20 protein-coding genes, 3 tRNA genes and 1 other RNA gene are annotated in these 24,445 nt (G+C 59.7%); 12 read left to right on the top strand and 12 right to left on the bottom strand.

The window, feature by feature from the left end; all coding sequences use genetic code 11:
• Positions 1-109 precede the first annotated feature (109 nt).
• Positions 110-2,488: a phosphoenolpyruvate synthase gene (ppsA, locus tag ACF8MC_RS05015; RefSeq protein WP_041034881.1), complete on the top strand. Its 2,379-nt coding sequence runs from the start codon at positions 110-112 to the stop codon at positions 2,486-2,488.
• Between the two features lie 109 nt (positions 2,489-2,597).
• Here the strand turns inward: ppsA and rprA are convergent.
• Positions 2,598-2,709, bottom strand: an RNA gene (rprA, locus tag ACF8MC_RS05010) — antisense sRNA RprA.
• Positions 2,710-2,965: 256 nt separating this feature from the next.
• Positions 2,966-4,066, bottom strand: a complete 1,101-nt coding sequence (gene ydiK, locus ACF8MC_RS05005) for an AI-2E family transporter YdiK (RefSeq protein ID WP_060427742.1) — start codon at positions 4,064-4,066, stop codon at positions 2,966-2,968.
• A gap of 244 nt (positions 4,067-4,310) precedes the next feature.
• On the opposite strand from ydiK, the gene ACF8MC_RS05000 reads away from it, so the two are divergent.
• Together ACF8MC_RS05000 and menI are read left to right on the top strand one after the other, a co-directional pair.
• Positions 4,311-7,367 (top strand): FAD-binding and (Fe-S)-binding domain-containing protein, encoded by a 3,057-nt coding sequence (locus ACF8MC_RS05000; RefSeq protein ID WP_164105110.1) that lies wholly within the window; start codon positions 4,311-4,313, stop codon positions 7,365-7,367.
• Positions 7,364-7,780: a 1,4-dihydroxy-2-naphthoyl-CoA hydrolase gene (gene menI, locus ACF8MC_RS04995; RefSeq protein WP_016927938.1), complete on the top strand. Its 417-nt coding sequence runs from the start codon at positions 7,364-7,366 to the stop codon at positions 7,778-7,780. Before ACF8MC_RS05000 ends, menI begins: the two co-directional genes overlap by 4 nt.
• Positions 7,781-7,825: 45 nt before the next feature.
• On the opposite strand, the gene ACF8MC_RS04990 is transcribed toward menI, so the two are convergent.
• Complete coding sequence (locus ACF8MC_RS04990) at positions 7,826-8,230, bottom strand: hypothetical protein (protein WP_004931369.1); 405 nt, start codon at positions 8,228-8,230, stop codon at positions 7,826-7,828.
• Positions 8,231-8,757: 527 nt separating this feature from the next.
• Here ACF8MC_RS04990 and sufA point away from each other — a divergent pair.
• From sufA to ACF8MC_RS04955, 7 genes are all read left to right on the top strand, one after another.
• The gene (gene sufA / locus ACF8MC_RS04985; protein WP_004931368.1) at positions 8,758-9,129 is read left to right on the top strand and encodes a Fe-S cluster assembly scaffold SufA; all 372 of its coding nucleotides are present in this window, start codon (positions 8,758-8,760) and stop codon (positions 9,127-9,129) included.
• A gap of 14 nt (positions 9,130-9,143) precedes the next feature.
• Entirely contained in the window at positions 9,144-10,640 is a 1,497-nt protein-coding gene (gene sufB, locus ACF8MC_RS04980) for a Fe-S cluster assembly protein SufB (protein ID WP_033638360.1), read from the top strand.
• 43 nt (positions 10,641-10,683) lie between these two features.
• Positions 10,684-11,430 carry a Fe-S cluster assembly ATPase SufC gene (sufC, locus tag ACF8MC_RS04975; protein WP_016927936.1) on the top strand — a complete coding sequence of 249 codons (747 nt, stop codon included), beginning with the start codon at positions 10,684-10,686 and terminating at the stop codon, positions 11,428-11,430.
• Positions 11,405-12,691, top strand: a complete 1,287-nt coding sequence (sufD, locus tag ACF8MC_RS04970; RefSeq protein WP_164105111.1) for a Fe-S cluster assembly protein SufD — start codon at positions 11,405-11,407, stop codon at positions 12,689-12,691. The genes sufC and sufD overlap by 26 nt, the downstream gene beginning before the upstream one ends.
• Positions 12,688-13,914, top strand: coding sequence for a cysteine desulfurase SufS (gene sufS, locus ACF8MC_RS04965; protein ID WP_164105112.1), 1,227 nt, complete (start codon positions 12,688-12,690; stop codon positions 13,912-13,914). The genes sufD and sufS overlap by 4 nt, the downstream gene beginning before the upstream one ends.
• A 36-nt stretch (positions 13,915-13,950) precedes the next feature.
• Entirely contained in the window at positions 13,951-14,367 is a 417-nt protein-coding gene (sufE, locus tag ACF8MC_RS04960) for a cysteine desulfuration protein SufE (protein ID WP_033646295.1), read from the top strand.
• A gap of 297 nt (positions 14,368-14,664) precedes the next feature.
• Entirely contained in the window at positions 14,665-15,678 is a 1,014-nt protein-coding gene (locus tag ACF8MC_RS04955; RefSeq protein ID WP_033653930.1) for a L,D-transpeptidase family protein, read from the top strand.
• Positions 15,679-15,817: 139 nt separating this feature from the next.
• Here ACF8MC_RS04955 and ACF8MC_RS04950 read toward each other — a convergent pair whose 3' ends face one another.
• The 7 genes from ACF8MC_RS04950 to ACF8MC_RS04920 form a co-directional block, all read right to left on the bottom strand.
• Positions 15,818-16,054, bottom strand: coding sequence for a major outer membrane lipoprotein (locus tag ACF8MC_RS04950; protein WP_004931354.1), 237 nt, complete (start codon positions 16,052-16,054; stop codon positions 15,818-15,820).
• Between the two features lie 308 nt (positions 16,055-16,362).
• The gene (gene pykF / locus ACF8MC_RS04945; protein WP_033638367.1) at positions 16,363-17,775 is read right to left on the bottom strand and encodes a pyruvate kinase PykF; all 1,413 of its coding nucleotides are present in this window, start codon (positions 17,773-17,775) and stop codon (positions 16,363-16,365) included.
• Positions 17,776-18,168: 393 nt separating this feature from the next.
• Positions 18,169-18,474 carry a cupin gene (locus ACF8MC_RS04940; protein WP_164105113.1) on the bottom strand — a complete coding sequence of 102 codons (306 nt, stop codon included), beginning with the start codon at positions 18,472-18,474 and terminating at the stop codon, positions 18,169-18,171.
• Between the two features lie 111 nt (positions 18,475-18,585).
• Positions 18,586-18,662: transfer RNA gene (locus ACF8MC_RS04935), tRNA-Val, on the bottom strand.
• A gap of 20 nt (positions 18,663-18,682) precedes the next feature.
• Positions 18,683-18,759, bottom strand: a tRNA-Val gene (locus ACF8MC_RS04930).
• 20 nt (positions 18,760-18,779) lie between these two features.
• Positions 18,780-18,856: transfer RNA gene (locus ACF8MC_RS04925), tRNA-Val, on the bottom strand.
• A 181-nt stretch (positions 18,857-19,037) separates the two neighbouring features.
• Positions 19,038-20,414 carry an MATE family efflux transporter gene (locus ACF8MC_RS04920; RefSeq protein ID WP_033638369.1) on the bottom strand — a complete coding sequence of 459 codons (1,377 nt, stop codon included), beginning with the start codon at positions 20,412-20,414 and terminating at the stop codon, positions 19,038-19,040.
• A gap of 239 nt (positions 20,415-20,653) precedes the next feature.
• Here ACF8MC_RS04920 and ACF8MC_RS04915 point away from each other — a divergent pair, with 239 nt between their 5' ends.
• Both ACF8MC_RS04915 and ACF8MC_RS04910 read left to right on the top strand, forming a co-directional pair.
• On the top strand, positions 20,654-21,304 hold the full coding sequence (locus tag ACF8MC_RS04915) for a riboflavin synthase (RefSeq protein ID WP_033638371.1): 651 nt from the start codon (positions 20,654-20,656) through the stop codon (positions 21,302-21,304).
• A 54-nt stretch (positions 21,305-21,358) separates the two neighbouring features.
• Entirely contained in the window at positions 21,359-21,652 is a 294-nt protein-coding gene (locus ACF8MC_RS04910; RefSeq protein WP_016927929.1) for an I78 family peptidase inhibitor, read from the top strand.
• 73 nt (positions 21,653-21,725) lie between these two features.
• Here the strand turns inward: ACF8MC_RS04910 and cfa are convergent, their stop codons facing one another.
• Complete coding sequence (cfa, locus tag ACF8MC_RS04905) at positions 21,726-22,877, bottom strand: cyclopropane fatty acyl phospholipid synthase (RefSeq protein ID WP_033638372.1); 1,152 nt, start codon at positions 22,875-22,877, stop codon at positions 21,726-21,728.
• Positions 22,878-23,221: 344 nt separating this feature from the next.
• Entirely contained in the window at positions 23,222-24,433 is a 1,212-nt protein-coding gene (punC, locus tag ACF8MC_RS04900; RefSeq protein WP_049213019.1) for a purine nucleoside transporter PunC, read from the bottom strand.
• Positions 24,434-24,445: the final 12 nt, after the last annotated feature.

The following is a 24,445-nucleotide window of genomic DNA, read 5'->3' as shown; positions in this document are numbered from 1 at the left end:
TTTTCCCCGGATCAGTGTGCTAGTCTGATTCGGCTCCGTGTTAGCGGCGCCGTAAAGCAAGCGAATTAAATCCGTCTTTACCCTACTGATAGCAATAAGGATTGTCTCGATGTCCAACAATGGCCCAGACTTGCGTAATGTGCTTTGGTACAACCAGCTTGGCATGCACGACGTTGACCGTGTCGGCGGCAAAAACGCCTCCCTCGGTGAAATGATCACCAATCTTTCCGATTTGGGCGTGGCCGTGCCGAACGGTTTTGCCACCACCGCACAGGCGTTTAACGATTTCCTCGAACAAAGCGGTGTTAACCAGCGCATCTATCAGCTACTGGATCAGACCGACGTTGACGACGTTGCACAACTGGCCAAGGCCGGCGCCCAGATCCGCCAATGGGTGATCGACACGCCGTTCCACGCCGAGTTCGAACGCGAAATTCATCAGGCTTACCAACAGCTCGCCGACGGCGAACCGGAAGCTTCCTTCGCGGTGCGCTCCTCCGCCACGGCGGAAGACATGCCGGACGCGTCCTTCGCCGGCCAGCAGGAAACCTTCCTCAACGTGCAGGGCATCGACGCCGTAATGGTGGCGATCAAGCACGTGTTCGCGTCGCTGTTCAACGACCGTGCCATCTCTTATCGCGTGCATCAGGGCTATGACCACCGCGGCGTGGCGCTGTCGGCGGGCGTACAGCGCATGGTGCGCTCGGATTTGGCCTCTTCGGGCGTGATGTTCACCATCGATACCGAGTCCGGCTTTGATCAGGTGGTGTTTATCACCTCCGCCTTCGGCCTGGGTGAAATGGTGGTGCAGGGCGCAGTGAACCCGGATGAGTTCTACGTGCACAAACCGACGCTGCAAAACGGCAAGCCGGCGATCGTGCGCCGCAACCTGGGTTCGAAAAAGATCCGCATGGTGTACGCGCCGTCGCAGGATCACGGCAAGCAGGTGCGCATCGAAGACGTGCCGGAAGCGCAGCGTAGCCGTTTCTCGCTGACGGATGACGAAGTGCAGGCGCTGGCGCAGCAGGCGATCCTGATCGAAAAACATTACGGCCGCCCGATGGATATCGAGTGGGCGAAAGACGGCCATACCGGCAAGCTGCTGATCGTGCAGGCGCGCCCGGAAACCGTGCGCTCCAACGAACAGACCATGGAGCGCTACCAGCTGAACGGCTCCAGCCCGGTGCTGGTGGAAGGCCGCGCCATCGGCCACCGCATCGGCGCCGGTCCGGTGAAAGTGATCCACGACATCAGCGAAATGGATCGCATCCAGCCGGGCGACGTGCTGGTCACCGACATGACCGACCCGGACTGGGAACCGATCATGAAGAAGGCCGCCGCGATCGTCACCAACCGCGGCGGGCGTACCTGTCACGCGGCGATCATCGCCCGTGAACTGGGGATCCCGGCGGTGGTGGGCTGCGGCCACGCCACCGACGTGCTGAAAGATGGCCAGAAAGTCACCGTCTCCTGCGCGGAAGGCGACACCGGCTTCGTTTACAGCGATATGCTGGATTTCAGCGTGCAGAGCTCCGAAGTGACCGAGCTGCCGGATCTGCCGCTGAAGATCATGATGAACGTCGGCAACCCGGATCGCGCCTTCGACTTTGCGCGTTTGCCGAACGAAGGCGTGGGCCTGGCGCGGCTGGAATTTATCATCAACCGCATGATCGGCGTGCACCCGCGTGCGCTGCTGGAGTTCGATCAGCAGACGCCGGCGCTGCAAAACGAGATTCGCGCGCTGATGCAGGGTTACGATCATCCGGTCGAGTTCTACGTCGGCCGCCTGACCGAGGGCATCGCGACGCTGGGCGCCGCCTTCTGGCCGAAGCGCGTGATCGTGCGCCTGTCCGACTTCAAATCCAACGAGTACGCCAACCTGGTGGGTGGCGACAAGTATGAACCGCACGAAGAGAACCCGATGCTGGGCTTCCGCGGCGCGGGCCGCTACGTGGCCGACAGCTTCCGCGATTGCTTCGCGCTGGAGTGCGAGGCGGTGAAACGCGTGCGTAACGAAATGGGGCTGACCAACGTCGAAATCATGGTGCCGTTCGTGCGTACCGTGGCGCAGGCGGAAGCGGTGGTGGCCGAGCTGGCGCGTCAGGGGCTGAAGCGCGGCGAAAACGGGCTGAAAGTGATCATGATGTGCGAGATCCCGTCCAATGCGCTGTTGGCGGATCAGTTCCTCGAACACTTCGACGGCTTCTCCATCGGCTCCAACGACATGACCCAGTTGGCGCTGGGGCTGGATCGTGATTCCGGCGTGGTGTCGGAGCTGTTCGACGAACGCAACGACGCGGTGAAAGCGCTGCTGTCGATGGCGATTCAGGCGGCCAAGCGCCACGGCAAATACGTCGGCATCTGCGGCCAGGGCCCGTCCGACCACGAAGACTTCGCCGAGTGGCTGATGGAGCAGGGCATCGACAGCCTGTCGCTTAATCCGGACACCGTGGTGCAGACCTGGATCAATTTGTCGAAAAAGAAATAATTTCTCGGCCTCGCTGAGGCATTAACGCCGGGCCGCAGTTAACGCTGCGGCCTTTTTATTTCTGAATGTAAATAACGGCGCGTAAAATAATCAATTCGACGAAAAAAGAATAAAAAAAAGCCCACCGTAGGAGATGGGCAAAGACTACACACAGCAATTCACATGTATGGCATTACATTGTTCAGAAAGGTTGCTTTAAAATCAGTGATTTGAAGCAATAGATGGCCATAATACTAGATTTTTGAACGCGACTAGTCATTAAGAATCATCCTAATCGATAGCGGCATCACATTTTATTTGCGGGAGTTATCTCTTTTTGCCGTTTGCAACAAACAGGGATTTACATTGCACCTTTCATTCGCGGTGCCGTAATCAATATATGGCGGCATTATATTGGGCGGAGATATTACTCGAATGGGGTAGGAATAACGGCAGGAGTGAAAAGTTCCGCCCGACGATGCGGGCGGAAGAGGGGAATTAGCGTTTTTCCAAATCTTCGATGACTTGCTCCGGCGCGGTGGTCGGCTCCGGCGCTTCATCCATCCAGGCGGTCAGCAGGCGATAAGATACCGCCAACACCACCGGGCCGATGAACAGGCCAATCATGCCGAAGGCCAGCAAGCCGCCGATAACGCCGGACAGGATCAGCAGCAGCGGCAGATCGGCGCCCATGCGGATCAGCACCGGGCGCAGCACGTTATCCAGCGTAGCCACCACGCAGCTCCAGACCAGCAGCACGGTGCCCCAGGTGGTATCGCCGTGCCAGTACAGCCAGATGATGGCCGGCACCAGCACCAGCAGCGGCCCCAATTGCGCCACGCAGCAGATGAAGATCAGCATCGTCAGCAGAGTGGCGGCCGGAATGCCGCTCACCGCCAGACCGATGCCGCCCAGCACCGACTGCACCAGCGCCGTCACCACCACACCCAGCGCGACGGCGCGGATCGCCTGGCCGCCCAGCAGCACCGCCGCATCGCCGCGCGCAGAGCCGAGGCGCACCGCAAAGTGGCGGATACCCAGCGCCACCTGCTCGCCGCGCGCATACAACAGGGCGCTGAACAGCAGCATCAGCGCGCAGTGCAGCAGCAGACGGCCGATATGCGCGGCCTGCGCCACGAACCAGGTGGCGGTTTGGCCGAAGTACGGCTGCACCTTCGCCAGCAGCGCGGCGCCGCCGGCGTTAACCAGCGTATGGTAGCTGGTATAGAGCCTGTCGCCGATCATCGGCACGGACTGCAGCCAGGCGAGATCGGGAATGTGCAGTTTGCCCGGCGAGCTGGCCCAGGCGATCAGCGGCGCGCTGTTATCCACCACGCTGCTGATCAGCAGAGAGATAGGCAAAATGAACAGCAGGATCAGCAGCACGGTCATCACCAGCACCGCCAGCGAGCGGCGGCCCCACAGCAGCTTTTGCAGTTTGAGCAGCAGCGGCCAGGTGGCGATCACCACCATTCCCGCCCAAGCGAAGCCGAGAATGAACGGTTGGATCACCCAAAAACAGGCGACGATCATGATGGCGATAAACAGCACGCCGAAAATAATTCGCGGTAAGTCGTAACGCGATTGCGGGAGTGGCATCAGTGGCTTCTCATCCTGGTCAATTAAATCCCTGGCACCGGCGAATCGGGTGCCTGTCGGTCGGTTTATTACCGCCGGACGGCCGCCTGTGGCGGCGTTCGCAGGGCGGTAATAATGTGAATGCCTTCACTAAACGAGTATGTTAGTTTTTAGTGTCACTAAAAAATAGGGTGGGTCTGAATTAAAGGCCCGATTCAGCGTACATCAGCGCATAAAAAATAGACGGACAGGGTCAAAAAAGCGAATGATCCCACAGATTTCTCAGGCGCCCGGCCTCGTTCAACGGGTGCTCGACTTTTTGGAAGCACTGAAGCAAAACGGATTCAACGGCGATACCGCCACCAGCTATGCCGACCGGCTGACGATGGCCACCGACAACAGCATCTATCAGCTGTTGCCCGATGCGGTGGTGTTTCCCCGTTCCACCGCCGACGTGGCGCTGATCGCCCGCCTGGCCGGGGAAGAGCGATTCAATGCGCTGACCTTCAGCCCGCGCGGCGGCGGCACCGGCACCAACGGCCAGTCGCTCAATACCGGCATCGTGGTCGATATGTCGCGCCATATGAACCGCATTCTGGAGATCAACGTTGAACAAGGCTGGGTAAAAGTCGAAGCCGGGGTGATCAAGGATCAGCTGAATCAATATCTGCGGCCGTTCGGCTACTTCTTCTCGCCGGAACTGTCCACCAGCAACCGCGCCACCCTGGGCGGCATGATCAATACCGACGCCTCCGGCCAGGGCTCGCTGGTGTACGGCAAAACTTCCGATCACGTGTTGGGCCTGCGGGCGGTGCTGCTGGGCGGCGAGATGATCGATACCCGCGCCATGCCGACGGCGCTGGCGGAAACGATTGCTCTGGACGAGACCGCCGAAGGGCGTATCTACCGCACGGTGCTGAACCGCTGCCGCGAGCAGCGTTCGCTGATCCTGGAGAAATTCCCCAAGCTCAACCGCTTCCTCACCGGTTACGATCTGCGCCACGTGCTGAGCGACGATCTGCAAACCTTCGATCTGACGCGCATCCTGACCGGCGCCGAAGGCACGCTGGCGTTTATCACCGAGGCGCGGCTGGACATCACGCCGCTGCCGAAAGTGCGTCGCCTGGTCAACGTGAAGTACGACTCCTTCGACTCGGCGCTGCGCAATGCGCCCTTTATGGTCGAAGCCAAGGCGCTGTCGGTGGAAACCATTGATTCCAAGGTGCTGAACCTGGCGCGTGAAGACATCGTTTGGCACTCGGTGAACGAACTGATCGCCGACGTGCCGGATAAAGAGATGCTCGGGCTGAACATCGTCGAGTTCGCCGGTGACGATCGAGCGCTGATCGACGGCCAGATGGAAACCCTGTGTCAACGGCTGGACGAATTGATCGCGCAGCGGCAGGGCGGCGTGATCGGTTACCAGATCTGTGGCGATCTGGCGGGCATCGAGCGCATTTACAACATGCGCAAGAAGGCGGTCGGGCTGCTGGGCAACGCCAAAGGGCGCGCCAAGCCGATTCCATTCGCCGAGGACACCTGCGTGCCGCCGCAACACCTGGCGGACTATATCGTTGAATTTCGCCAACTGCTCGACGACCACCACCTGAGCTATGGCATGTTCGGCCACGTCGACGCCGGGGTGCTGCACGTGCGCCCGGCGCTTGATATGTGCGACCCGCAGCAGGAAGTGCTGATGAAGCAGATCTCCGATCGGGTGGTGGCGCTGACCGCCAAATACGGCGGCCTGCTGTGGGGTGAGCACGGCAAGGGCTTCCGCGCGGAATACAGCCCTGAATTCTTCGGGGAAAAGCTGTATGAGGAGCTGCGCCGCATCAAAGCGGCGTTCGATCCGGATAACCGTCTGAACCCGGGCAAGATCTGTGCGCCGCTGGCGGTGGATGCGCCAATGATGCAGGTGGACGCGGTCAAACGCGGCACCTTCGATCGCCAGATCCCGGTCGAGGTGCGCACCTCGTTCCGCGGCGCGCTGGAGTGTAACGGCAACGGTCTGTGCTTCAACTTCGACGTGCGCAGCCCGATGTGCCCGTCGATGAAGATCAGCGGCAACCGCATTCATTCACCGAAAGGGCGGGCGACGCTGGTGCGCGAGTGGCTGCGTCTGCTGGCCGAGCAGGGCGTCGATCCGTTGGCGCTGGAGAAACAGCTGCCGCAGCAGCGCCTCAGCCTGCGCGGCCTGATCGAGAAGACCCGCAACAGCTGGCACGCCGGCAAGGGCGAGTACGACTTTTCGCACGAAGTGAAAGAGGCGATGTCCGGTTGCCTGGCCTGCAAGGCTTGCTCCACCCAGTGCCCAATCAAGATTGACGTGCCAGGATTCCGTTCGCGCTTCCTGCAGCTCTACCACACCCGCTATCTGCGCCCGGTAAGCGACTACATGGTCGCCGGCGTGGAGAGCTATACCCCATTGATGGCCCGCGCGCCGAAGGTGTTCAACTTCTTCTTCCGCCAGCCGTGGCTGCGGGAGATGAGCCGCAACGCCATCGGCATGGTCGATCTGCCGCTGCTGTCCAGCCCGACGCTGCGTCAGCAGCTGTCCGGCCACCGCGCGACCACCCTGACGCTGGAGCAGCTGGAAGGGCTGAGCGCCGAGCAGCGCGCAGAACACGTGCTGATCGTCCAGGATCCGTTCACCAGCTATTACGACGCCAAAGTGGTGGCGGACTTTGTCCGGCTGGTGGAAAAGCTCGGCTATAAACCGGTGCTGCTGCCGTTCTCGCCGAACGGCAAGGCGCAGCATGTGAAGGGTTTCCTGACGCGGTTCGCCCGCACCGCGCGCAAAACCGCCGATTTCCTCAACCGCGTGGCGCAGCTCGGCATGCCGCTGGTGGGCGTCGATCCGGCGCTGGTGCTGTGCTACCGCGACGAATACCGCGAGATCCTCGGCGCCGAACGCGGCGATTTCCAGGTGCTGCTGGTGCACGAATGGCTGCAGCAGCGGATCGCGGATCGCGCCGAACAGCCGGCGACCGGCGAACCCTGGTATCTGTTCGGCCACTGTACCGAAACCACCGCGCTGCCGGCCAGCGGCCAACAGTGGGCGGCGATCTTCGCCCGCTTCGGCGCCAAACTGGAGAACGTCAGCGTCGGCTGTTGCGGCATGGCGGGCACTTACGGCCATGAAGCCAAGAACCTGCAAAACTCGCTCGGCATTTATGAGCTATCATGGCACCCGACGCTGCAGCGTTTGCCGCGGCAGCGCTGCCTGGCGACCGGCTATTCCTGCCGCAGCCAGGTGAAACGCATCGAGGGCAATGGCGTGCGCCACCCCTTACAGGCACTTCTGGAGATGATTGAGTGAAATTGTGGAAACGTGAAACATCGCTGGAGCAGCTGAACCGCGCCGGCGACGGCTGCATGGTCAGCCATGTGGGCATCGAGTTTACCCAACTGGGCGAGGATTTCCTCGAGGCCACCATGCCGGTCGATGGCCGCACCCGGCAGCCGTTCGGGCTGTTGCACGGCGGGGCGTCGGTGGTGCTGGCGGAATCGATGGGATCGATGGCCGGTTACCTGTGCAGCGAGGGCGAGCAGAAAGTGGTGGGGCTGGAGATCAACGCCAACCACCTGCGCGCGGTGTTCGATGGCCAGGTGCGCGGGGTGTGCCGCGCACTGCACGTTGGCCGCCGTCATCAGGTGTGGCAAATCGAGATCTTCGACGCGCGCGATCGGCTGTGCTGCACCTCGCGTCTGACCACGGCGGTCATCGACTGATTCCCGCCGGTTTCCGCAGGCGATCGGCCTGCGGAGCCTTGCGCCTTATAGCTGAAACGGCACGCGTTTGACGAAGTCCTTCTGAAACGCGTTTGCCTTCTCCCAGGTGCCTTCCATTGCATATTTTTGGCAGATCAGCGTCAGCGTGTGGCGAGCGAAGTGGTAGCTTTGCACCCGAAAAAGCTGGCAGCGCTGTGGGTTGTTGATCTCGACGATCAGCCGGTTGTGCAGCTTGCTGAGCGCATGCAGGTAGCTGTCGTCGTCGCCGTTCTCCAGACACAGATTGGCCATGGTGAGGCTGACGCTGTTGTACCGCTTCAGGTGGTCGATATTGCATTCCGGGCGCCGCAGCGCCGCCTCGGCCATGTAAAAGTCCACCGTGGCGTCGCGCACGCTGAATTTGTAGTCATCAATCTTGCCCAGCAACCATGCGTTGATCGAAAGAGTCATTGGCTTCGCGCTCAAATTACAATTGAATGATAATCATTATCATATAAACTGCCGCGTTGCCGATCAATCCCCGGCGCGGCGTTTTTTCATCGCGCGGGGGTGTAAAAGGCCGCCGACGACCCAATTTAATCCTGAGCGACTAAACTTTAACCTGAGGGTGCGCGCTTGCGCCGCGCCACGAAATGCCGATAAACGCACATTTACGACAGACAGAATGCAGAAATAGGTATTTTCTATGAATGTTTAGATTGGCAACGCCCCGCGGCGCTGTAACGCTGACGGGCCACCGGGGAGTGCGGTACGGTGATGCAGGATAGAGAACAAATTCATAGGGATAGCATGCACGCCTTGCCGCCAGACGCCGCAAGCCGCCACGGGTGTCCCGTTGGCTTGCCGCGCGCCGCAGCGAAAAACCGCGCTCGCGGCGGATACCCCCGCAAAACAAACGGTTGAAGTGATAATCGTTATCACTAACATATAAGCAACCCAGATTGGCTGTGGCCAAACACGAGTGTGAGGTAGACCCTATGCAAACGGAAAATGTCGGCACTTTTTCTCTGGATGAAAATGTCTGGCAAGGCATTTCGCTCAGCGACAGCGCCGTACGACAAATAACCAAACTGATGCAGCAGGATCCGCAGGTGAAAGGGCTGCAGCTAGGGGTGAAACAATCCGGCTGCGCCGGCTTTGCCTATGTGCTGGATCTGACCCGCGAACCCGCCGATGACGATCTGCTGTTTGAGCGCGACGGCGCCAAACTCTATGTGCCGCTGAAGGCCATGCCGTTCATCGATGGCACCACGGTAGATTACGTCCGCGAAGGGCTGAATCAGATATTCAAATTTAACAACCCTAAAGCTCAGCATGCCTGCGGGTGCGGCGAGAGCTTTGGCGTTTGAGCGATGCAATCAACATGACACGAAGCAATGTAGAAATGCCTAATGAAGTGCAGGCTTGGGTCAGCGAAGGTCGCTACAAAGAAGGTTTCTTCACCCAGCTGGCAACCGATGAGTTGGCCAAAGGCATCAACGAAGAGGTGGTGCGCGCCATCTCGGCCAAGCGTAACGAACCCGAGTGGATGCTGGAATTCCGCCTCGAGGCCTACCGCGCCTGGCTGCAGATGGAAGAGCCGCACTGGTTGAAGGCCAATTACGATCGCCTGAACTACCAGGACTACAGTTACTATTCGGCGCCGTCCTGCGGCAGCTGCGACGACGCCTGCGGTTCGCAACCCGGCGCCGAGCAGCAACCGGGCGCGGCGACGGAAAAAGATTACCTGACCAGCGAAGTGGAGCTGGCGTTCAACCAGCTCGGCGTACCGGTGCGCGAGGGCAGCGAGGTGGCGGTGGACGCCATCTTCGACTCGGTCTCTGTCGCTACCACTTACCGTGAAAAACTGGCGGAGAGCGGGGTGATTTTCTGCTCGTTCGGCGAAGCGATCCAGGAATACCCGGATCTGGTGCGTCAGTACCTGGGCCGCGTGGTGCCGTCCAACGATAACTTCTTCGCCGCGCTGAACGCCGCGGTGGCTTCCGACGGCACCTTCGTTTATGTGCCGAAGGGCGTACGCTGCCCGATGGAACTGTCGACCTACTTCCGCATCAACGCCGCCAAAACCGGCCAGTTCGAGCGCACCATCCTGATCGCCGACGAAGGCAGCTACGTCAGCTATATCGAGGGCTGTTCCGCCCCGGTGCGCGACAGCTATCAGCTGCACGCGGCGGTGGTGGAAGTGATCCTGCATAAAGACGCCGAAGTGAAATACTCGACGGTGCAGAACTGGTTCTCCGGCGGCGAGAGCAAGGGCGGCATCCTCAACTTCGTCACCAAGCGCGCGCTGTGCGAAGGCGCCGGCTCGAAAATGTCCTGGACCCAGTCGGAAACCGGCTCGGCCATCACCTGGAAATACCCGAGCGTGATCCTGCAGGGCGACAATTCGATCGGCGAATTCTTCTCGGTGGCGCTGACCAGCGGCCATCAACAGGCCGATACCGGCACCAAGATGATCCACATCGGCAAAAACACCAAGTCGACCATCATCGCCAAAGGCATCTCCGCCGGCCACAGCGAGAACACCTATCGCGGCCTGGTGAAAATCCTGCCGGGGGCGGAAAACGCCCGTAACTTTACCCAGTGCGACTCGATGCTGATCGGGCCGGACAGCGGCGCCCACACGTTCCCTTACGTTGAAGCGCGCAACAACAGCGCTCAGTTGGAGCACGAAGCCACCACCTCGAAGATCGGCGACGACCAGCTGTTCTACTGCCTGCAGCGCGGCATCAGCGAGGATGACGCCATTTCGATGATCGTCAACGGCTTCTGCAAGGACGTTTTCTCCGAGCTGCCGCTGGAGTTCGCCGTCGAGGCGCAGAAACTTCTGGCCATCAGCCTGGAACACAGCGTGGGTTAATCGCCGCATTTTTAGCGCCGTCGGCGCTATCTGAGGACACAGCATGTTAAGCATCAAGAATTTGAAAGTCAGCGTGGAAGGCAACGAGATCCTCAAGGGATTGGATCTGGAGATCAAACCGGGCGAAGTGCACGCCATCATGGGGCCGAACGGCTCGGGCAAGAGCACGCTGTCCGCCACGCTGGCCGGGCGTGAAGAGTACGAAGTGACCGAAGGGGAAGTCACCTTCAAGGGCAAGGATCTGCTGGAGCTGGATCCGGAAGATCGCGCCGGCGAAGGCGTGTTCCTGGCCTTCCAGTACCCGGTGGAGATCCCCGGTGTCAGCAACCACTTCTTCCTGCAGACGTCGGTCAACGCGGTGCGCAAATACCGCGAGCAGGAGCCGCTGGATCGCTTTGACTTCGCCGATTTCATCGAAGAGAAAATCGCGCTGCTGGATATGCCGGCCGATCTGCTGACCCGTTCGGTCAACGTCGGCTTCTCCGGCGGCGAGAAAAAGCGCAACGACATTCTGCAGATGGCGGCGCTGGAGCCGGATCTGTGCATTCTCGATGAAACCGACTCGGGCCTGGATATCGACGCGCTGAAGATCGTCGCCAACGGCGTCAACTCGCTGCGGGACGGCAAGCGCGCGTTTATCATCGTCACCCACTATCAGCGCATTCTGGACTACATCCAGCCGGATTACGTACACGTGCTGTCCCAGGGGCGCATCGTCAAATCCGGCGATTTCTCGTTGGTGAAACAGTTGGAGGAGCAGGGCTATGGCTGGCTTACCGACCAACAGTAATTCAAACGCGCTGCAGCAGCTGTATCGCCTGTTCGAAGGCCGCGGCGGCGAGCGTTCGCCGCATGCGCTGGCGCACTGGCAGCAGGCGCTGCGCCTCGGCTGGCCAACGCGCAAGCATGAAAACTGGAAATACACGCCGCTGGAGAGCCTGCTGGAGCAGCAGTTCCTCGATCCGCAGCCCGCGCCGGTGAGCGCTGAGCAGCTTGAGGCGCTGGCGCTCGGCATCGATGCCTGTCGGCTGGTGTTTATCGACGGCCGCTACAGCGCCGCGCTGAGCGATGGCGATTTGTGCGAATACCAGTTCGAATTGACCGCCTACGGCACGCCGCAGGCGCTGCCGGAGCCGATCCAGCCGGAAATTTTCCTGCACCTGACTGAAAGCCTGGCGCAGGAAACCAGCCTGATTCGCTTGCCGGCCGGCAAGGCTCCGGCCCGCCCGCTGTACCTGCTGCATATCAGCAGCGGACGCGGCGCCACCGGGGAAGTGAACACCGTGCATCATCGTCACCATCTGGAGATCGGGCGCGGGGCCGAGGCGGAAGTGATTGAACACTACGTCAGCCTGGGCGAGGCCGCGCACTTCACCGGCGCGCGCCTGACCGCCAACGTGGCGGACAACGCCGGGCTGTTGCACTGCAAGCTGGCGTTTGAGAGCCAGCCGAGCTACCACTTTGCCCACAACGATCTGGTTATCGGCCGCGACGCGCGGGTGAAAAGCGACAGTTTCCTGCTGGGCGCCGGCCTGACGCGCCACAACACCAGCGCGCAGCTGAACGGCGAAGGCGCAAATCTGGTGATCAACAGCCTGGTGCTGCCGGTGGGCAAAGAGATCTGCGATACCCGCACCTATCTGGAGCACAACAAGGGCTATTGCGAAAGCCGCCAACTGCATAAAACCGTGGTCAGCGATCGCGGCAAAGCGGTGTTCAACGGCATGATCAAAGTGGCCAAGCACGCGATTAAAACCGACGGCCAGATGACTAACCATAACCTGCTGTTGGGCAAGGTGGCGGAGGTGGATACCAAGCCGCAGCTGGAGATCTACGCCGACGACGTCAAATGCAGCCACGGCGCCACCGTGGGGCGCATCGATGAAGAGCAGTTGTTCTATCTGCAGTCGCGCGGCATCGACAAACACGCGGCGCAGCAGATGATCATTTTCGCCTTCGCCGCCGAGCTCACCGAAGGCATCGCCAATGACACCATCCGGGAACGGGTGCTGGCGCGTATCGCCCAGCGCCTGCCGGGGGAGGCTGAATGAGTTATCCGATTGAACGCGTGCGCGGCGATTTCCCGCTGCTGGCGCGTGAGGTGAACGGCCAACCGTTGGCCTATCTCGACAGCGCCGCCAGCGCGCAGAAACCGCAGGCGGTGATCGACCGCGAGCTGGAGTTCTACCGCCACGGTTATGCGGCGGTGCATCGCGGCATCCACACCCTGAGCGCCGAGGCGACCCAGCAGATGGAAGCGGTGCGGGAACAGGCGGCACGCTTTATCAACGCCGCCTCGGCGGAAGAGATGGTGTTCGTCAAGGGCACCACCGAAGGCATCAATTTGGTGGCCAACAGCTTTGGCAGCCACCTGCTGCAACCGGGCGATGCGATTCTCATCACCGAGATGGAGCATCACGCCAATATCGTGCCGTGGCAGATGCTGGCGCAGGAGCGTGGGCTGCAGCTGCGGGTGTGGCCGCTGCAGCCGGACGGTACGCTGGATCTGGCGCTGCTGCCGGAGCTGGTCGACTCGTCCTGCAAACTGCTGGCGCTGACCGAGGTCTCCAACGTGCTGGGCACCGTCAACCCGGTACGCGACATCATCGCCCGCGCCAGAGCCCTGGCGCCGGAGCTGACGGTGCTGGTGGACGGCGCGCAGGCGGTAATGCACCAGCGCGTCGATGTGCAGGCGCTGGACTGCGATTTTTACGTATTTTCCGGCCATAAGCTGTACGGCCCTTCCGGCATCGGCATGCTGTACGGCCGCCAGGCGTTGTTGCAGCAGATGCCGCCGTGGGAAGGGGGCGGCTCGATGATCCGCCAGGTCAGCCTGACGGCGGGCACCACCTTCGCCGATCCGCCGTGGCGCTTTGAGGCCGGTTCGCCGAACACCGCCGGCATCATGGGGCTGGGGGCGGCGTTCGATTACGTCGAAGCCCTGGGCCTGAATGCGATCCACGATTATGAACAGTCGCTGATGCACTATGCGCTGGAGGCGCTCAGGCAGGTGCCGACGCTGAAAGTTTATGGTCCGGCCCATCGCGCCGGGGTGATCGCCTTCAACCTGGGGGAGCACCATGCCTATGATGTCGGCAGCTTCCTCGACCAGTACGGCATCGCCATTCGCACCGGCCATCACTGCGCAATGCCGCTGATGGCGTTTTATCAGGTGCCGAGCATGTGCCGCGCTTCGCTGGCGTTATATAATACCCGCGAAGAGGTGGACCGGCTGGTGGCCGGGCTGCAACGCATTCATCAGCTATTAGGCTAGGCCGGGGCGCGTCCCCGGCGGTACAAAAGGATCCCCATGGCGAATTTGCCGGACAAAGATAAATTGGTGCGTAATTTCTCCCGCTGTTTGAACTGGGAGGAGAAATACCTGTACGTGATTGAACTCGGCGCCAAATTGCCGCCGCTGGACGAGGCCGAGCGGCAGGCCGGCAACCTGATCTCCGGCTGTCAGAGCCAGGTATGGATCGTGATGCGCCGTGATGAGCAGGGGCAGGTCGAGTTTCACGGCGACAGCGACGCGGCGATCGTCAAAGGGCTGCTGGCGGTGGTGTTTATTCTTTATCGTCAATTGACGCCACAGCAGATCGTCGATCTCGATGTGCGGCCGTTTTTCAGCGAGTTGGCGCTCAGCCAACATCTGACGCCTTCGCGTTCACAGGGGTTGGAGGCGATGATCCGCGCCATTCGCAGCAAAGCGGCGCAGCTGGCCTGACCCATAACGCCCGTATCCTCAAGGCTCATTGATACCTTCGCTTTGTCAATGAGTCTTTACAATCCGCAGTTTTCCCCTGGGCAATGCTCCCAATTCAGTGATATTTCAGCAGCTTACCTATTGACGTTTCGTTGACAATCAGCGGCGGCGATTACGTTATAACGTGTTGATTTTTAGAGGACTTATTGCCTTTGATACCAGCGTTGCTAGTATTAATCAGGTATTGTCTGATTTACCCACCGCCAGGCGCTCGTTAGCCTTGGGGGCGAACCGTCATAAAAAAATATAGGGATGATAATGAAACGTGCGTTGAGTTTAATGGGCATGGTCTTCGCCACCGTATTGGCCGGCACTCAGGCCGCCAGTGCGACCGAGTACCCGCTGCCGCCGCCGGACAGCCGTCTGATCGGTGAAAACACCACTTATACCGTGCCAAACGACGGCCGTCCGCTGGAGGCGATCGCCGCCGACTACAAGATCGGCCTGCTGGGCATGCTGGAAGCCAACCCCGGCACTGACCCGTTCCTGCCCAAGCCGGGTACGGTGCTGACCATTCCGACCCAAATGCTGCTGCCTGACACCAAGCGTGAAGGGATCATCGTCAACCTGGCCGAGCTGCGTCTTTACTACTACCCGAAAGGCGAGAACAAAGTGATCGTCTATCCGATCGGTATCGGCCAGACCGGGATGCACACGCCGCTGGAGGTGACCTCCGTCAGCCAGAAGATCCCTAACCCGACCTGGACGCCAACCGCCAATATCCGCAAACGCTATCAGTCCCAGGGCGTGACGCTGCCAGCGGTGGTGCCGGCCGGCCCTGAGAACCCGATGGGGTTGTTCGCCCTGCGTCTGGCGATGGGGCGCGGTGAATACCTGATCCACGGCACCAACGCCAACTTCGGTATCGGCATGCGCGTCAGCTCCGGCTGCATTCGTCTGCGTCCGACGGATATCGAAGCGCTGTTCAATCAGGTGCCGCGCGGTACGCGGGTGCAGGTGATCAACGATCCGGTGAAGATTTCGGTTGAGCCGGACGGCAAACGCTATGTGGAAGTGCATCAGCCGCTGTCGCGGGTAGAAAGCGACGATCCGCAGACCATGCCGATTGCGTTGTCTAAAGCGGAGAAAGCCTTCGCTGCGGATGCTCAGACCGATCGCGCCGTGTTCGATAGCGCGGTTGTACGCCGTTCTGGCATGCCGGTGCTGGTCAACGTAGGGGAGAGCCCGTCGGCGGTGAGTTTGACGCCTGCAGCGACGCCTGAGGCGAATAAGAGCCCATTCAAGGCAGCGCCAATCAGTTCCGTGAACTAAGTTTGCAGGATTGTGTGGTCGAAGAGGGGTTCAGCGTGCTGAGCCTCTTTTTTTGCCTGCGGTGCAGGAAAAACCAGTCCAAGGGACAGGCAAAAAAAACGGCGCACAATGTGCGCCGTTTTCAATAACCAAAGCTATCTTACTTTTTGTAAGCGTGAGCTTGGTTGTCCAGACGCTGGTTAGCGCGTGCTGCGTCGTCTTTAGCAGCTTGAACGTCAGAACGCATTGCGTTCACGTCGTTGCTCAGCTGATCAACTTTAGCGTTCAGAGTCTGAACGTCAGAAGACAGTTGATCGATTTTAGCGTTGCTAGAGCAGCCAGCCAGCAGAGTGGAACCCAGGATTACCGCGCCCAGTACCAGTTTAGTACGATTCATTATAACACCCTCTAGATTGAGTTAATCTCCATGTAGCGTTACAAGTATTACACAAACTTTTTTCGAAAGAGAATAATTTTTTAGTGTTGAGGTGCTTTATTTTGATCGTTCGCTCAAACTTGCATCTGGTTTTACAAATTAGTTAAAAAAACGAGGGAAAACAGCCGGCTTCCATGGGACTACTCCGATTCTTTATTAGCTAAATAATGAGCGGATCGCGGTTGCGTTTTGAGAAAAATAGTTTACTGCCGATAAAAAAAACGCCGCAAAGCGGCGTTTTGATCAAGGCAATTATGTCACGTTTTATATTACAGCACGTGTACCGAGGCAGTGTTGGTGGTGCCGCTCGGCACCAGCGCGCCGGAAACCATCACCACGACGTCGCCTTTCTGTGCCAGGCCGCTGGCCAGGGCGGCTTCTTTACCGATGCGGTAGAAGTCGTCGGTAGAGGCGATTTCCTTGACCATCTGCGGGATGACGCCCTTGCTCAGCACCAGCTGGTGCGCGGTGGTTTCATTGGTGGTCAGCGCCAGGATCACCGCGTTCGGGAAGTATTTACGCACGGATTTCGCCGACTTGCCGCCGCTGGTGGCGACCACGATCAGCGGCGCGTCCAGTTTCTCGGCGGTTTCAACCGCACCGCGGCACACCGCTTCGGTGATGCGCAGCTTGCGGCGATCGTTCAGGGCGTCGATGCGGCTTGGCATCACGCGATCGGTACGCTCGCAGATGGTCGCCATGATGTTGACCGCTTCCAGCGGGTATTTGCCCTTGGCGCTCTCGCCGGACAGCATGACGGCATCGGTGCCGTCCAGGATGGCGTTGGCAACGTCGCCGGCTTCCGCGCGGGTAGGGCGCGGGTTCTTGATCATGGAATCGAGCATCTGGGTGGCGGTGATCACCACTTTACGCGCGCGGTTGCATTTCTCGATCATCATCTTCTGGGCGAAGATCACTTCTTCGACCGGGATCTCCACGCCCAAGTCGCCACGGGCAACCATGATGCCGTCGGACGCTTCGAGGATCTCGTCGAAGTTGTTCAGGCCTTCCTGGTTTTCGATCTTGGAGATGATCTGGATTTGCTCGCCGCCGTGGGCTTTCAGGTGTTCGCGGATCTCCAGCACGTCGGAGCGTTTGCGGATGAAGGACGCCGCCACGAAGTCGACGCCTTGCTCGCAGCCGAAGATCAGGTCGCGTTTGTCTTTTTCGGCCAGCGCAGGCAGCTGGATGGATACGCCCGGCAGGTTGACGCCCTTGTTCTCGCCCAGGTCGCCGTTGTTCAGCACTTTACAAACGACTTCGTTCTCGGTCACGTTGGTGACTTCCATGCCGATCAGGCCGTCGTCAACCAGCACGGTATTGCCGATCTTCAGGTCGGCGGCGAAGCCGGCGTAGGTGACCGCCACGCGTTCGCTGTTGCCGATCACGCTCTGGTCGGTGGTGAAAGTGAAGGTTTGGCCGGCGACCAGCGAGGCGTCTTTGCCGCCTTCCAGTTTCATGGTGCGAATTTCCGGGCCTTTGGTATCCAGCAGGATGCCGGCGTTGATGCCGGTTTTCGCCATCACGGCGCGCATGTTCTTGATGCGGTTGCCGTGCTCTTCATAGTCGCCGTGAGAGAAGTTGAGACGCATCACGTTCATGCCCGCATTGAGCAGGTTGGTCAGCATTTCTTCCGATTCGGTTTTTGGACCGATGGTACAAACAATTTTGGTCTTTTTCATGGCGGAGTTTTCTACAAGTTGTGATGGATAAAAAAACGAATTTGACCGGCGCGGTTTACGCCGGTAGGGAATTTGGGCCGTGCCTGGTGGTGAAAAACATAGTTAAGGATAGGTGACGACAGTTGAAGTGGGGCGGAAAAATTCAGCCCGCGCGGGGGCGCGGGGATGCTGCGCAACGGGGTAAGATCACATCGTGTTGTTATTGCGTTTTCGCAGATCAAGGGCTGAAACCATTCAACTGATAGACGTTGCGCATTATAAAGGCTAAGCGGCGGGAAACAAAATAAAAAACCGCGGCGGTGCGGCGGATATAGCAAAACGGGGCCAAATGTGGCGCAAATGCAACGCGTTGTGGGCCGCTTGTTGCGCAAATAACCTTTCTGTAAATATGGCTTACCGCGTTAGGGGGATTTCCAGCAGCACGCCGGCGCTCAGGCAGAAGCAGCCGCTGGCGACGTTGGCCGGCAATATCAGGCTCTCGCCGGCCCGTACCACTCGCGTATCGCCGCCGAGAGTGAACTCGAATTCACCGGATATCACTCGGGTTTGCAGCGCGTGCGGGGGCTTTTGCAACTGGCCGAAGGCGCCGGTCTCGAAACGCATTTCCGCCGCCGGCGAACCGTCGCTCATCACGCCTTCACGGCGGGCAAGGCCATTGTCGAGCGGCAAAAAGGCGGTTTTGGCGGTAAAAATGGTCATGTGGCGTTCCTGATGACGGTAGCACGGCGCGATCGACATAACGAGCAGGCGGTCGGGCAGAGACGAAATAACGGGAAGTATAACGCGACAGGGGGAGGTGAATCAGCAATATGGTGCGTCCGAGTGGACTCGAACCACCGACCCCCACCATGTCAAGGTGGTGCTCTAACCAACTGAGCTACGGACGCACTGCGCTGCTTCTGAAATTTGGTGCGTCCGAGTGGACTCGAACCACCGACCCCCACCATGTCAAGGTGGTGCTCTAACCAACTGAGCTACGGACGCACTGTACTGCTTCAGGAATTTGGTGCGTCCGAGTGGACTCGAACCACCGACCCCCACCATGTCAAGGTGGTGCTCTAACCAACTGAGCTACGGACGCATCTTTTCCTGTCTGTCATGGCTGACAGCGGGGACGAATATTAACGAGCTACCCGCGTGCTGGCAAGGGGAAAAGCGCAATTTTATTTGGTATTTCACGCGATTGCTGAGGTTGTGCGCAGTCCGGCGTTTTTTTCCGCAAACCGCAGCCCGGCCGGGGATGAAACCGGCCGGGAGCGGATTCAGCGCGTGGATCGCTGCAGGATGACGGTGGTCGGCTGTTTCTGCAGCCAGCGCATGCGCAGCGCCATCATGATGGCGGCGAAGGTCAGGCCGATGATAAAGCCAATCCAGAAACCGCTCGGCCCCATCGCCGGCACCACCGCGTCGGTTAACGCCAGCAGATAGCCGCTCGGCAGGCCCAACACCCAATAAGCAATGAAGGTGATGAAGAAGATCGCGCGGGTATCTTTATAACCACGCAACACGCCGCTGCCGATCACCTGGACAGAATCCGAGATCTGGTACAGCGCGGCCAGCAGCATCAGCTGCGAGGCCATCGCCACCACCGCTGGGCTGTCGTTGTACAGTAGGGCGATCGGTTCGCGGAAGGCGGCGGTAAACAGCGCGGTGCAGACGGCCATGGTGATGCCGACGCCGATGGCGGAGTAGGCGGCGACGCGCGCGCCTTCGACCGAGCCTTCCCCCAGACGATAACCGACGCGGATGGTGGCGCCGACGCCCAGCGACAGCGGCAGTACGAACATCAGCGCGCTGAAGTTAAGCGCGATCTGGTGGCCGGCGACCGCGACGATCCCCAGTGGCGACACCAGCAGCGCCACCACGGCGAACAGCGTGACTTCGAAGAACAGCGCCAGCGCTACCGGCATGCCGATGCCGATCAGGCGCTTCAGCGCCGCCCAGTCCGGGCCGCCGAGATCGCCGGTTTGGCGTTTGATGTCGCGCTGCGACGGCGCGCGCTTCACGTAGCCGCGCATCATCAGGAACATGATCCAGTAGACGCTGCCGGTGGCGACGCCGCAGCCGACGCCGCCCAGCTCCGGCATGCCGAATTTGCCGTAGATGAAGATGTAGTTGATCGGGATATTCACCAGCAGGCCGAGGAAGCCGATCACCATGCCGGGCTTGGTTTTGGACAGCCCCTCGCACTGGTTGCGCATCACCTGAAAGAACAGGTAACCCGGCGCCCCCCACATGATGGCGTGCAGATAACCGACGGCTTTATCCGCCAGCTGCGGATCGATGTTGTGCATCATGTCGATGACGAACTTGCAGTTATACAGCACGACGATCAGCAGCACGGACACGCCGGAAGCCAGCCAAAAACCCTGGCGCACCTGGTGAGCGATGCGATCGCGACGCCCGGCGCCGTTGAGCTGGGCGATAACCGGGGTCAGTGCCAGCAGCAGGCCGTGGCCGAACAGGATGGCCGGCAGCCAGATTGAAGTGCCGACCGCAACCGCCGCCATGTCGGTGGCGCTGTAAGCGCCGGCCATGATGGTATCCACCACGCCCATGGCGGTTTGCGATATTTGCGCGATGATGACCGGGATAGCGAGAGCCAATAAACTACGCGCTTCAATTAAGTACTTCTGCACGCATACACCTTTTCTATTTATATATGTGGGAGGGAGGGCTGCCGCGAGAGGACAACAATTAAAATAGCGGAATTTTGTCAAAAAGATTGTACCTGCTCGGCGTCGTTAAGCAAACGCCGCAGATAAATAGTTATTAAATGCGCAGCCATTCGTTTTTTGCCGTCGCGGATTTGGTTTTCAGCGCCAACTGGGGCAAACTGCCGATAGCGTTTTAACCTATTTAGCAAGAAGAGGCACATATGTTCACCGGTATCGTACAAGGCACCGCGCCGCTGGTCGCCATTGATGAGAAACCCAATTTCCGCACCCACGTGATCGAAATGCCTGCCGAGCTGCTGCCGGGGCTGGAGCTGGGCGCGTCGGTGGCCCATAACGGCTGCTGCCTGACCGTCACCGCGGTGGAAGGCAACCGCGTCAGCTTCGATTTGATTAAGGAAACGCTGCGCCTGACCAACCTCGGCGATCTGGCGTTGGGCGACATCGTCAATATCGAGCGCGCGGCGAAGTTCAATGACGAAATTGGCGGCCATTTGATGTCCGGCCATATTATCTGCACGGCGGAAGTGGCCAAGATTTATACCTCGGAAAATAACCGGCAGGTATGGCTGCGCATGCCGAATGCCGAATTGATGAAATATGTGCTGCACAAAGGCTTCATCGGCATCGACGGCATTAGCCTGACCATCGGCGAAGTGGTGAATAACCGTTTCTGCGTGCACCTGATCCCGGAAACGCTGGATCGCACCACGCTGGGTAAGAAACGCCTGGGTGACAAGGTGAACATCGAGATCGATCCGCAAACGCAGGCGGTGGTGGACACCGTCGAGCGCGTGCTGGCCAATCGGGAAGCGGCGCTGGCGGCGGCGATGGCGCCGGCGCACAAAGACTGACAGCGATTCGGGCGTTGCCGCCGGAATCGAATCATAAGCAGAGAGGAGAAACGCGTGAAGTTTTATGGGAAAACGTTGTTGTTAACCGCGTTGCTGGCGCTGAGCGCCTGCAGCAGTTCGCCTGAGCAGGGCGCGGGCGCGCAAATGGCCGATGCGGATGATACCTGCGGCGCTTCGCAGTATCAAAACTTCGTCGGCAAACCGATGACCTCGCTGGAAGGCGTGCGGATCGACGCCAAGGTGCGCGCCATTCCGTACAACTCTGCCGTCACCATGGATTTCAACCTGCGCCGCCTGAACTTCCTTGGCGACAGCGACGATAAAATCATCCGCGTCTACTGCGGCTAAGCCGTACGCGTCGAACGAGCAAAAAAAGGCCCCGGCGATATTGCTGCCGGGGCCTTTTTTGTCGGGCAAACGCTTAGCGGGCGACGCGGATGCCGCCTTCAACGCCTTTCGGGCTGAACACCACCTGCCACAGCTGCAGATCGCGCGCCCGGAACGCGCCGGCGCAGGCGTTCAGGTAATAGCTGAACATCCGCTCGAAGCGTTCGGAATAGCGCGGGGCAAGCTGCGGCCACGCCTGTTTGAAGCGCTCGAACCAGGCCATCAGCGTGCGGTCGTAGTCGGCGCCGATGTTGTGCCAGTCTTCCATCACGAAATGGCCCTCGCTGGCTTCGGCGATATGGCTCACTGAAGGCAGGCAGCCGTTCGGGAAAATGTACTTGTTGATCCACGGATCGACGTTCATGTCGGTTTTGTTGGAGCCGATGGTGTGCAGCAGGAACAGACCGTGCGGCGCCAGATTGCGTTCTACCACATTGAAATAGGTGCGGTAGTTTTTCGGCCCGACGTGCTCGAACATGCCGACGGACACGATGCGATCGAACTGCTGATGCAGATCGCGGTAATCCTGCAGCAGGATCTGCACATCCAACCCGGCGCAGCGCGCCTGAGCCAGCTTCTGCTGTTCTGCGGAGATGGTCACGCCGACCACCGATACGCCGTAATTTTTTGCCGCATAGGCGGAGAGGCCGCCCCAGCCGCAGCCGATGTCCAGCAAGCGCATGCCCGGTTGCAGCTGCAGTTTCTCGCAGATCATCCGCAGCTTGGCTTCCTGTGCCTCCTCCAGCGTGGTGGCGTCTTTCCAGTAGCCGCAGGAATATTGCATGTAAGGATCGAGCATCAGGGTAAACAGATCGTTGCCGAGATCGTAATGTTCTTTGCCGACGATCCAGGCGCGCTTTTTCGATTGCAGATTGGTCAGGCGCGCGGCGGCGATACGCAGGGTATCTTTCAGGTGGTGGGGGAGTTTCTTCTCCAGCCCGGCGCTGACCACGCGCTGGAAGAACATATCCAGCCGCTCGCATTCCCACCAGCCGTCCATATAGCTTTCGCCCAGGCCCAGCGAACCTTGCTGCAAGACGCGTTTAAAGAAATCGGGGTTTTTAACCTGAATATCGAAGGGGCGCGAACCGTTGATTTCAATGCCGGCCAGGCCGAGCATTTCGTGCGCGATACGGTACCACTGATTGTCCTGGATGCTCAGATCTTCTATACACGATGAACTCATAGCTTCTCCATCACCTTCTTCTGACTGATGACCCGTTAGGAAACAGCTTAGACAATTTCTGCGGGTGCATACGTTTACCGGCGGAAAATAGGCCCGCGGCGTCTGATATCCGACTATGAACAGAGGAAATTTAAAGAAGCGACCCGGCGCGAACGGCGCGGGATAAACGCTTCCTTAAAAAAAGAGTGTGACGCAAAGCGCGTACACAAGCGCTAATTGAGATATAGAGATTATAAGGTGTTACTTTACAAGGTTGTTTTTGAGTATAGGCGTGCCGAGGCGTTGACTCAACTGTAAATCGCACTCGGCACGCATATTCTTTAAGTGATTATTAAACTTGGCAATTATGACGCTGAGTTAGCATGTTCCCGCTGCGGCTTTTGCTGCGCATCGGCCGCTTTTCCCCGCTGCAGGAAATACCCCAGCGCGGCCAGGATTACCGTAGACACCATCACCGTCACCGTCGCCAACAGCGGCTGGGCAATAAATGCCGACACCAGCATGCTCGCCACAAAGCACAGCCCCAACTGCAGCGTATTTTGCAGCGCGGCGGCCTTGCCGCTGCTTTCCGGGAACGGCATCAGCGCATTCGCCACCATGATCGGGTAGCCGGCGCCGTTGACCAGCGCCATCACGCAGAATGGGATCAGCAGCGTAGTGAGCGTCGGATCGGTCAGGGTCGCCACCAGATACAGCGCCACCATGCTGACACCATAAGCTACCAGCAGCCACGGCAGCAGGGTTTTGCCATTGATGCGCTTGAGCGCGGCGCGGCAGCCGTAGCCACCCAGCAGGAAGGCCAGCGTTTGCGGCACATAGCTCAGGCCGATATCGTTCGGGCTGTAGCCCATATCACCGAGGATGAACGGCGAGCCGGTCAGCCAGGCGAAGAAGCCGGCCGAGCAGGCGGCGTACATGGCGACGTTGCCGCTGAACACCGGGGATCTCAACAGTTGCCAAAAGCTGACGCCGTTTTTTGGCGCATCGGCGCTGGGCTGCGTTTTGGCGCGCTCTTTGAGCAGCAGCGTCGGCAGCAGCAGCAGCGCGGTGATGGCCAACAGTGCGGCGAAGATCGCGCGCCAGCTGGCGTGGTTCAGCAACCAGGCGCCGAGCAGCGGCGCCAGCGCCGGCGACAGCGCTACCAGCGGCATAATGGTGGCGAACACGCGGTTGGCCTGGCCTTCGCGGTAACGGTCAACCACCAGCGCTTGCCAGATGGCGGCGGCGGCGCAGACGCCGACGGCCTGAATAAAGCGCAGGATCCAGAGCTGCACGGCGTTTTCCACCCACAGCATGCCCAGGCAGCCGAGGGCGAACAGCGTCAGCCCGATCAATAATACCGGTTTGCGGCCCAGACGGTCGGAGAGCGGCCCCCACAGCAGCTGCGCGAAGGCGAAGCCGGCCAGGAAGATGCTCAGGCTGGCGCTCACCGCGCCGGCGGAAATTTGCAGTTCCTCCCGCATGGCGCCGAAGGCGGGCAGGTACATATCGGTCGCCAGATAACCCAGCATGCTCAGGCCGGCGAGGTAGAACATAAAGCCAAAGGAATTTCGCATGGTATTTCTCGT

This window comes from Serratia sp. LACPHL-BACT-2024-00286 (genome assembly GCF_043109535.1).
Taxonomy (GTDB): domain Bacteria; phylum Pseudomonadota; class Gammaproteobacteria; order Enterobacterales; family Enterobacteriaceae; genus Serratia; species Serratia sarumanii.
Note: the sequence above shows the minus strand (reverse complement) of the source record. Positions and strands in the feature narration are given on the sequence as shown.

What these genes read in the sequence shown, in the direction of transcription:
- ppsA (WP_041034881.1), top strand. Translation starts at nt 110, where the DNA reads ATGTCCAACAATGGCCCAGACTTGCGTAATGTGCTTTGGTACAACCAG.
- ydiK (WP_060427742.1), bottom strand. Translation starts at nt 4,066, where the DNA reads ATGCCACTCCCGCAATCGCGTTACGACTTACCGCGAATTATTTTCGGC.
- ACF8MC_RS05000 (WP_164105110.1), top strand. Translation starts at nt 4,311, where the DNA reads ATGATCCCACAGATTTCTCAGGCGCCCGGCCTCGTTCAACGGGTGCTC.
- ACF8MC_RS04990 (WP_004931369.1), bottom strand. Translation starts at nt 8,230, where the DNA reads ATGACTCTTTCGATCAACGCATGGTTGCTGGGCAAGATTGATGACTAC.
- sufA (WP_004931368.1), top strand. Translation starts at nt 8,758, where the DNA reads ATGCAAACGGAAAATGTCGGCACTTTTTCTCTGGATGAAAATGTCTGG.
- sufB (WP_033638360.1), top strand. Translation starts at nt 9,144, where the DNA reads ATGACACGAAGCAATGTAGAAATGCCTAATGAAGTGCAGGCTTGGGTC.
- sufC (WP_016927936.1), top strand. Translation starts at nt 10,684, where the DNA reads ATGTTAAGCATCAAGAATTTGAAAGTCAGCGTGGAAGGCAACGAGATC.
- sufD (WP_164105111.1), top strand. Translation starts at nt 11,405, where the DNA reads ATGGCTGGCTTACCGACCAACAGTAATTCAAACGCGCTGCAGCAGCTG.
- sufS (WP_164105112.1), top strand. Translation starts at nt 12,688, where the DNA reads ATGAGTTATCCGATTGAACGCGTGCGCGGCGATTTCCCGCTGCTGGCG.
- sufE (WP_033646295.1), top strand. Translation starts at nt 13,951, where the DNA reads ATGGCGAATTTGCCGGACAAAGATAAATTGGTGCGTAATTTCTCCCGC.
- ACF8MC_RS04955 (WP_033653930.1), top strand. Translation starts at nt 14,665, where the DNA reads ATGAAACGTGCGTTGAGTTTAATGGGCATGGTCTTCGCCACCGTATTG.
- ACF8MC_RS04950 (WP_004931354.1), bottom strand. Translation starts at nt 16,054, where the DNA reads ATGAATCGTACTAAACTGGTACTGGGCGCGGTAATCCTGGGTTCCACT.
- pykF (WP_033638367.1), bottom strand. Translation starts at nt 17,775, where the DNA reads ATGAAAAAGACCAAAATTGTTTGTACCATCGGTCCAAAAACCGAATCG.
- ACF8MC_RS04940 (WP_164105113.1), bottom strand. Translation starts at nt 18,474, where the DNA reads ATGACCATTTTTACCGCCAAAACCGCCTTTTTGCCGCTCGACAATGGC.
- ACF8MC_RS04915 (WP_033638371.1), top strand. Translation starts at nt 20,654, where the DNA reads ATGTTCACCGGTATCGTACAAGGCACCGCGCCGCTGGTCGCCATTGAT.
- cfa (WP_033638372.1), bottom strand. Translation starts at nt 22,877, where the DNA reads ATGAGTTCATCGTGTATAGAAGATCTGAGCATCCAGGACAATCAGTGG.
- punC (WP_049213019.1), bottom strand. Translation starts at nt 24,433, where the DNA reads ATGCGAAATTCCTTTGGCTTTATGTTCTACCTCGCCGGCCTGAGCATG.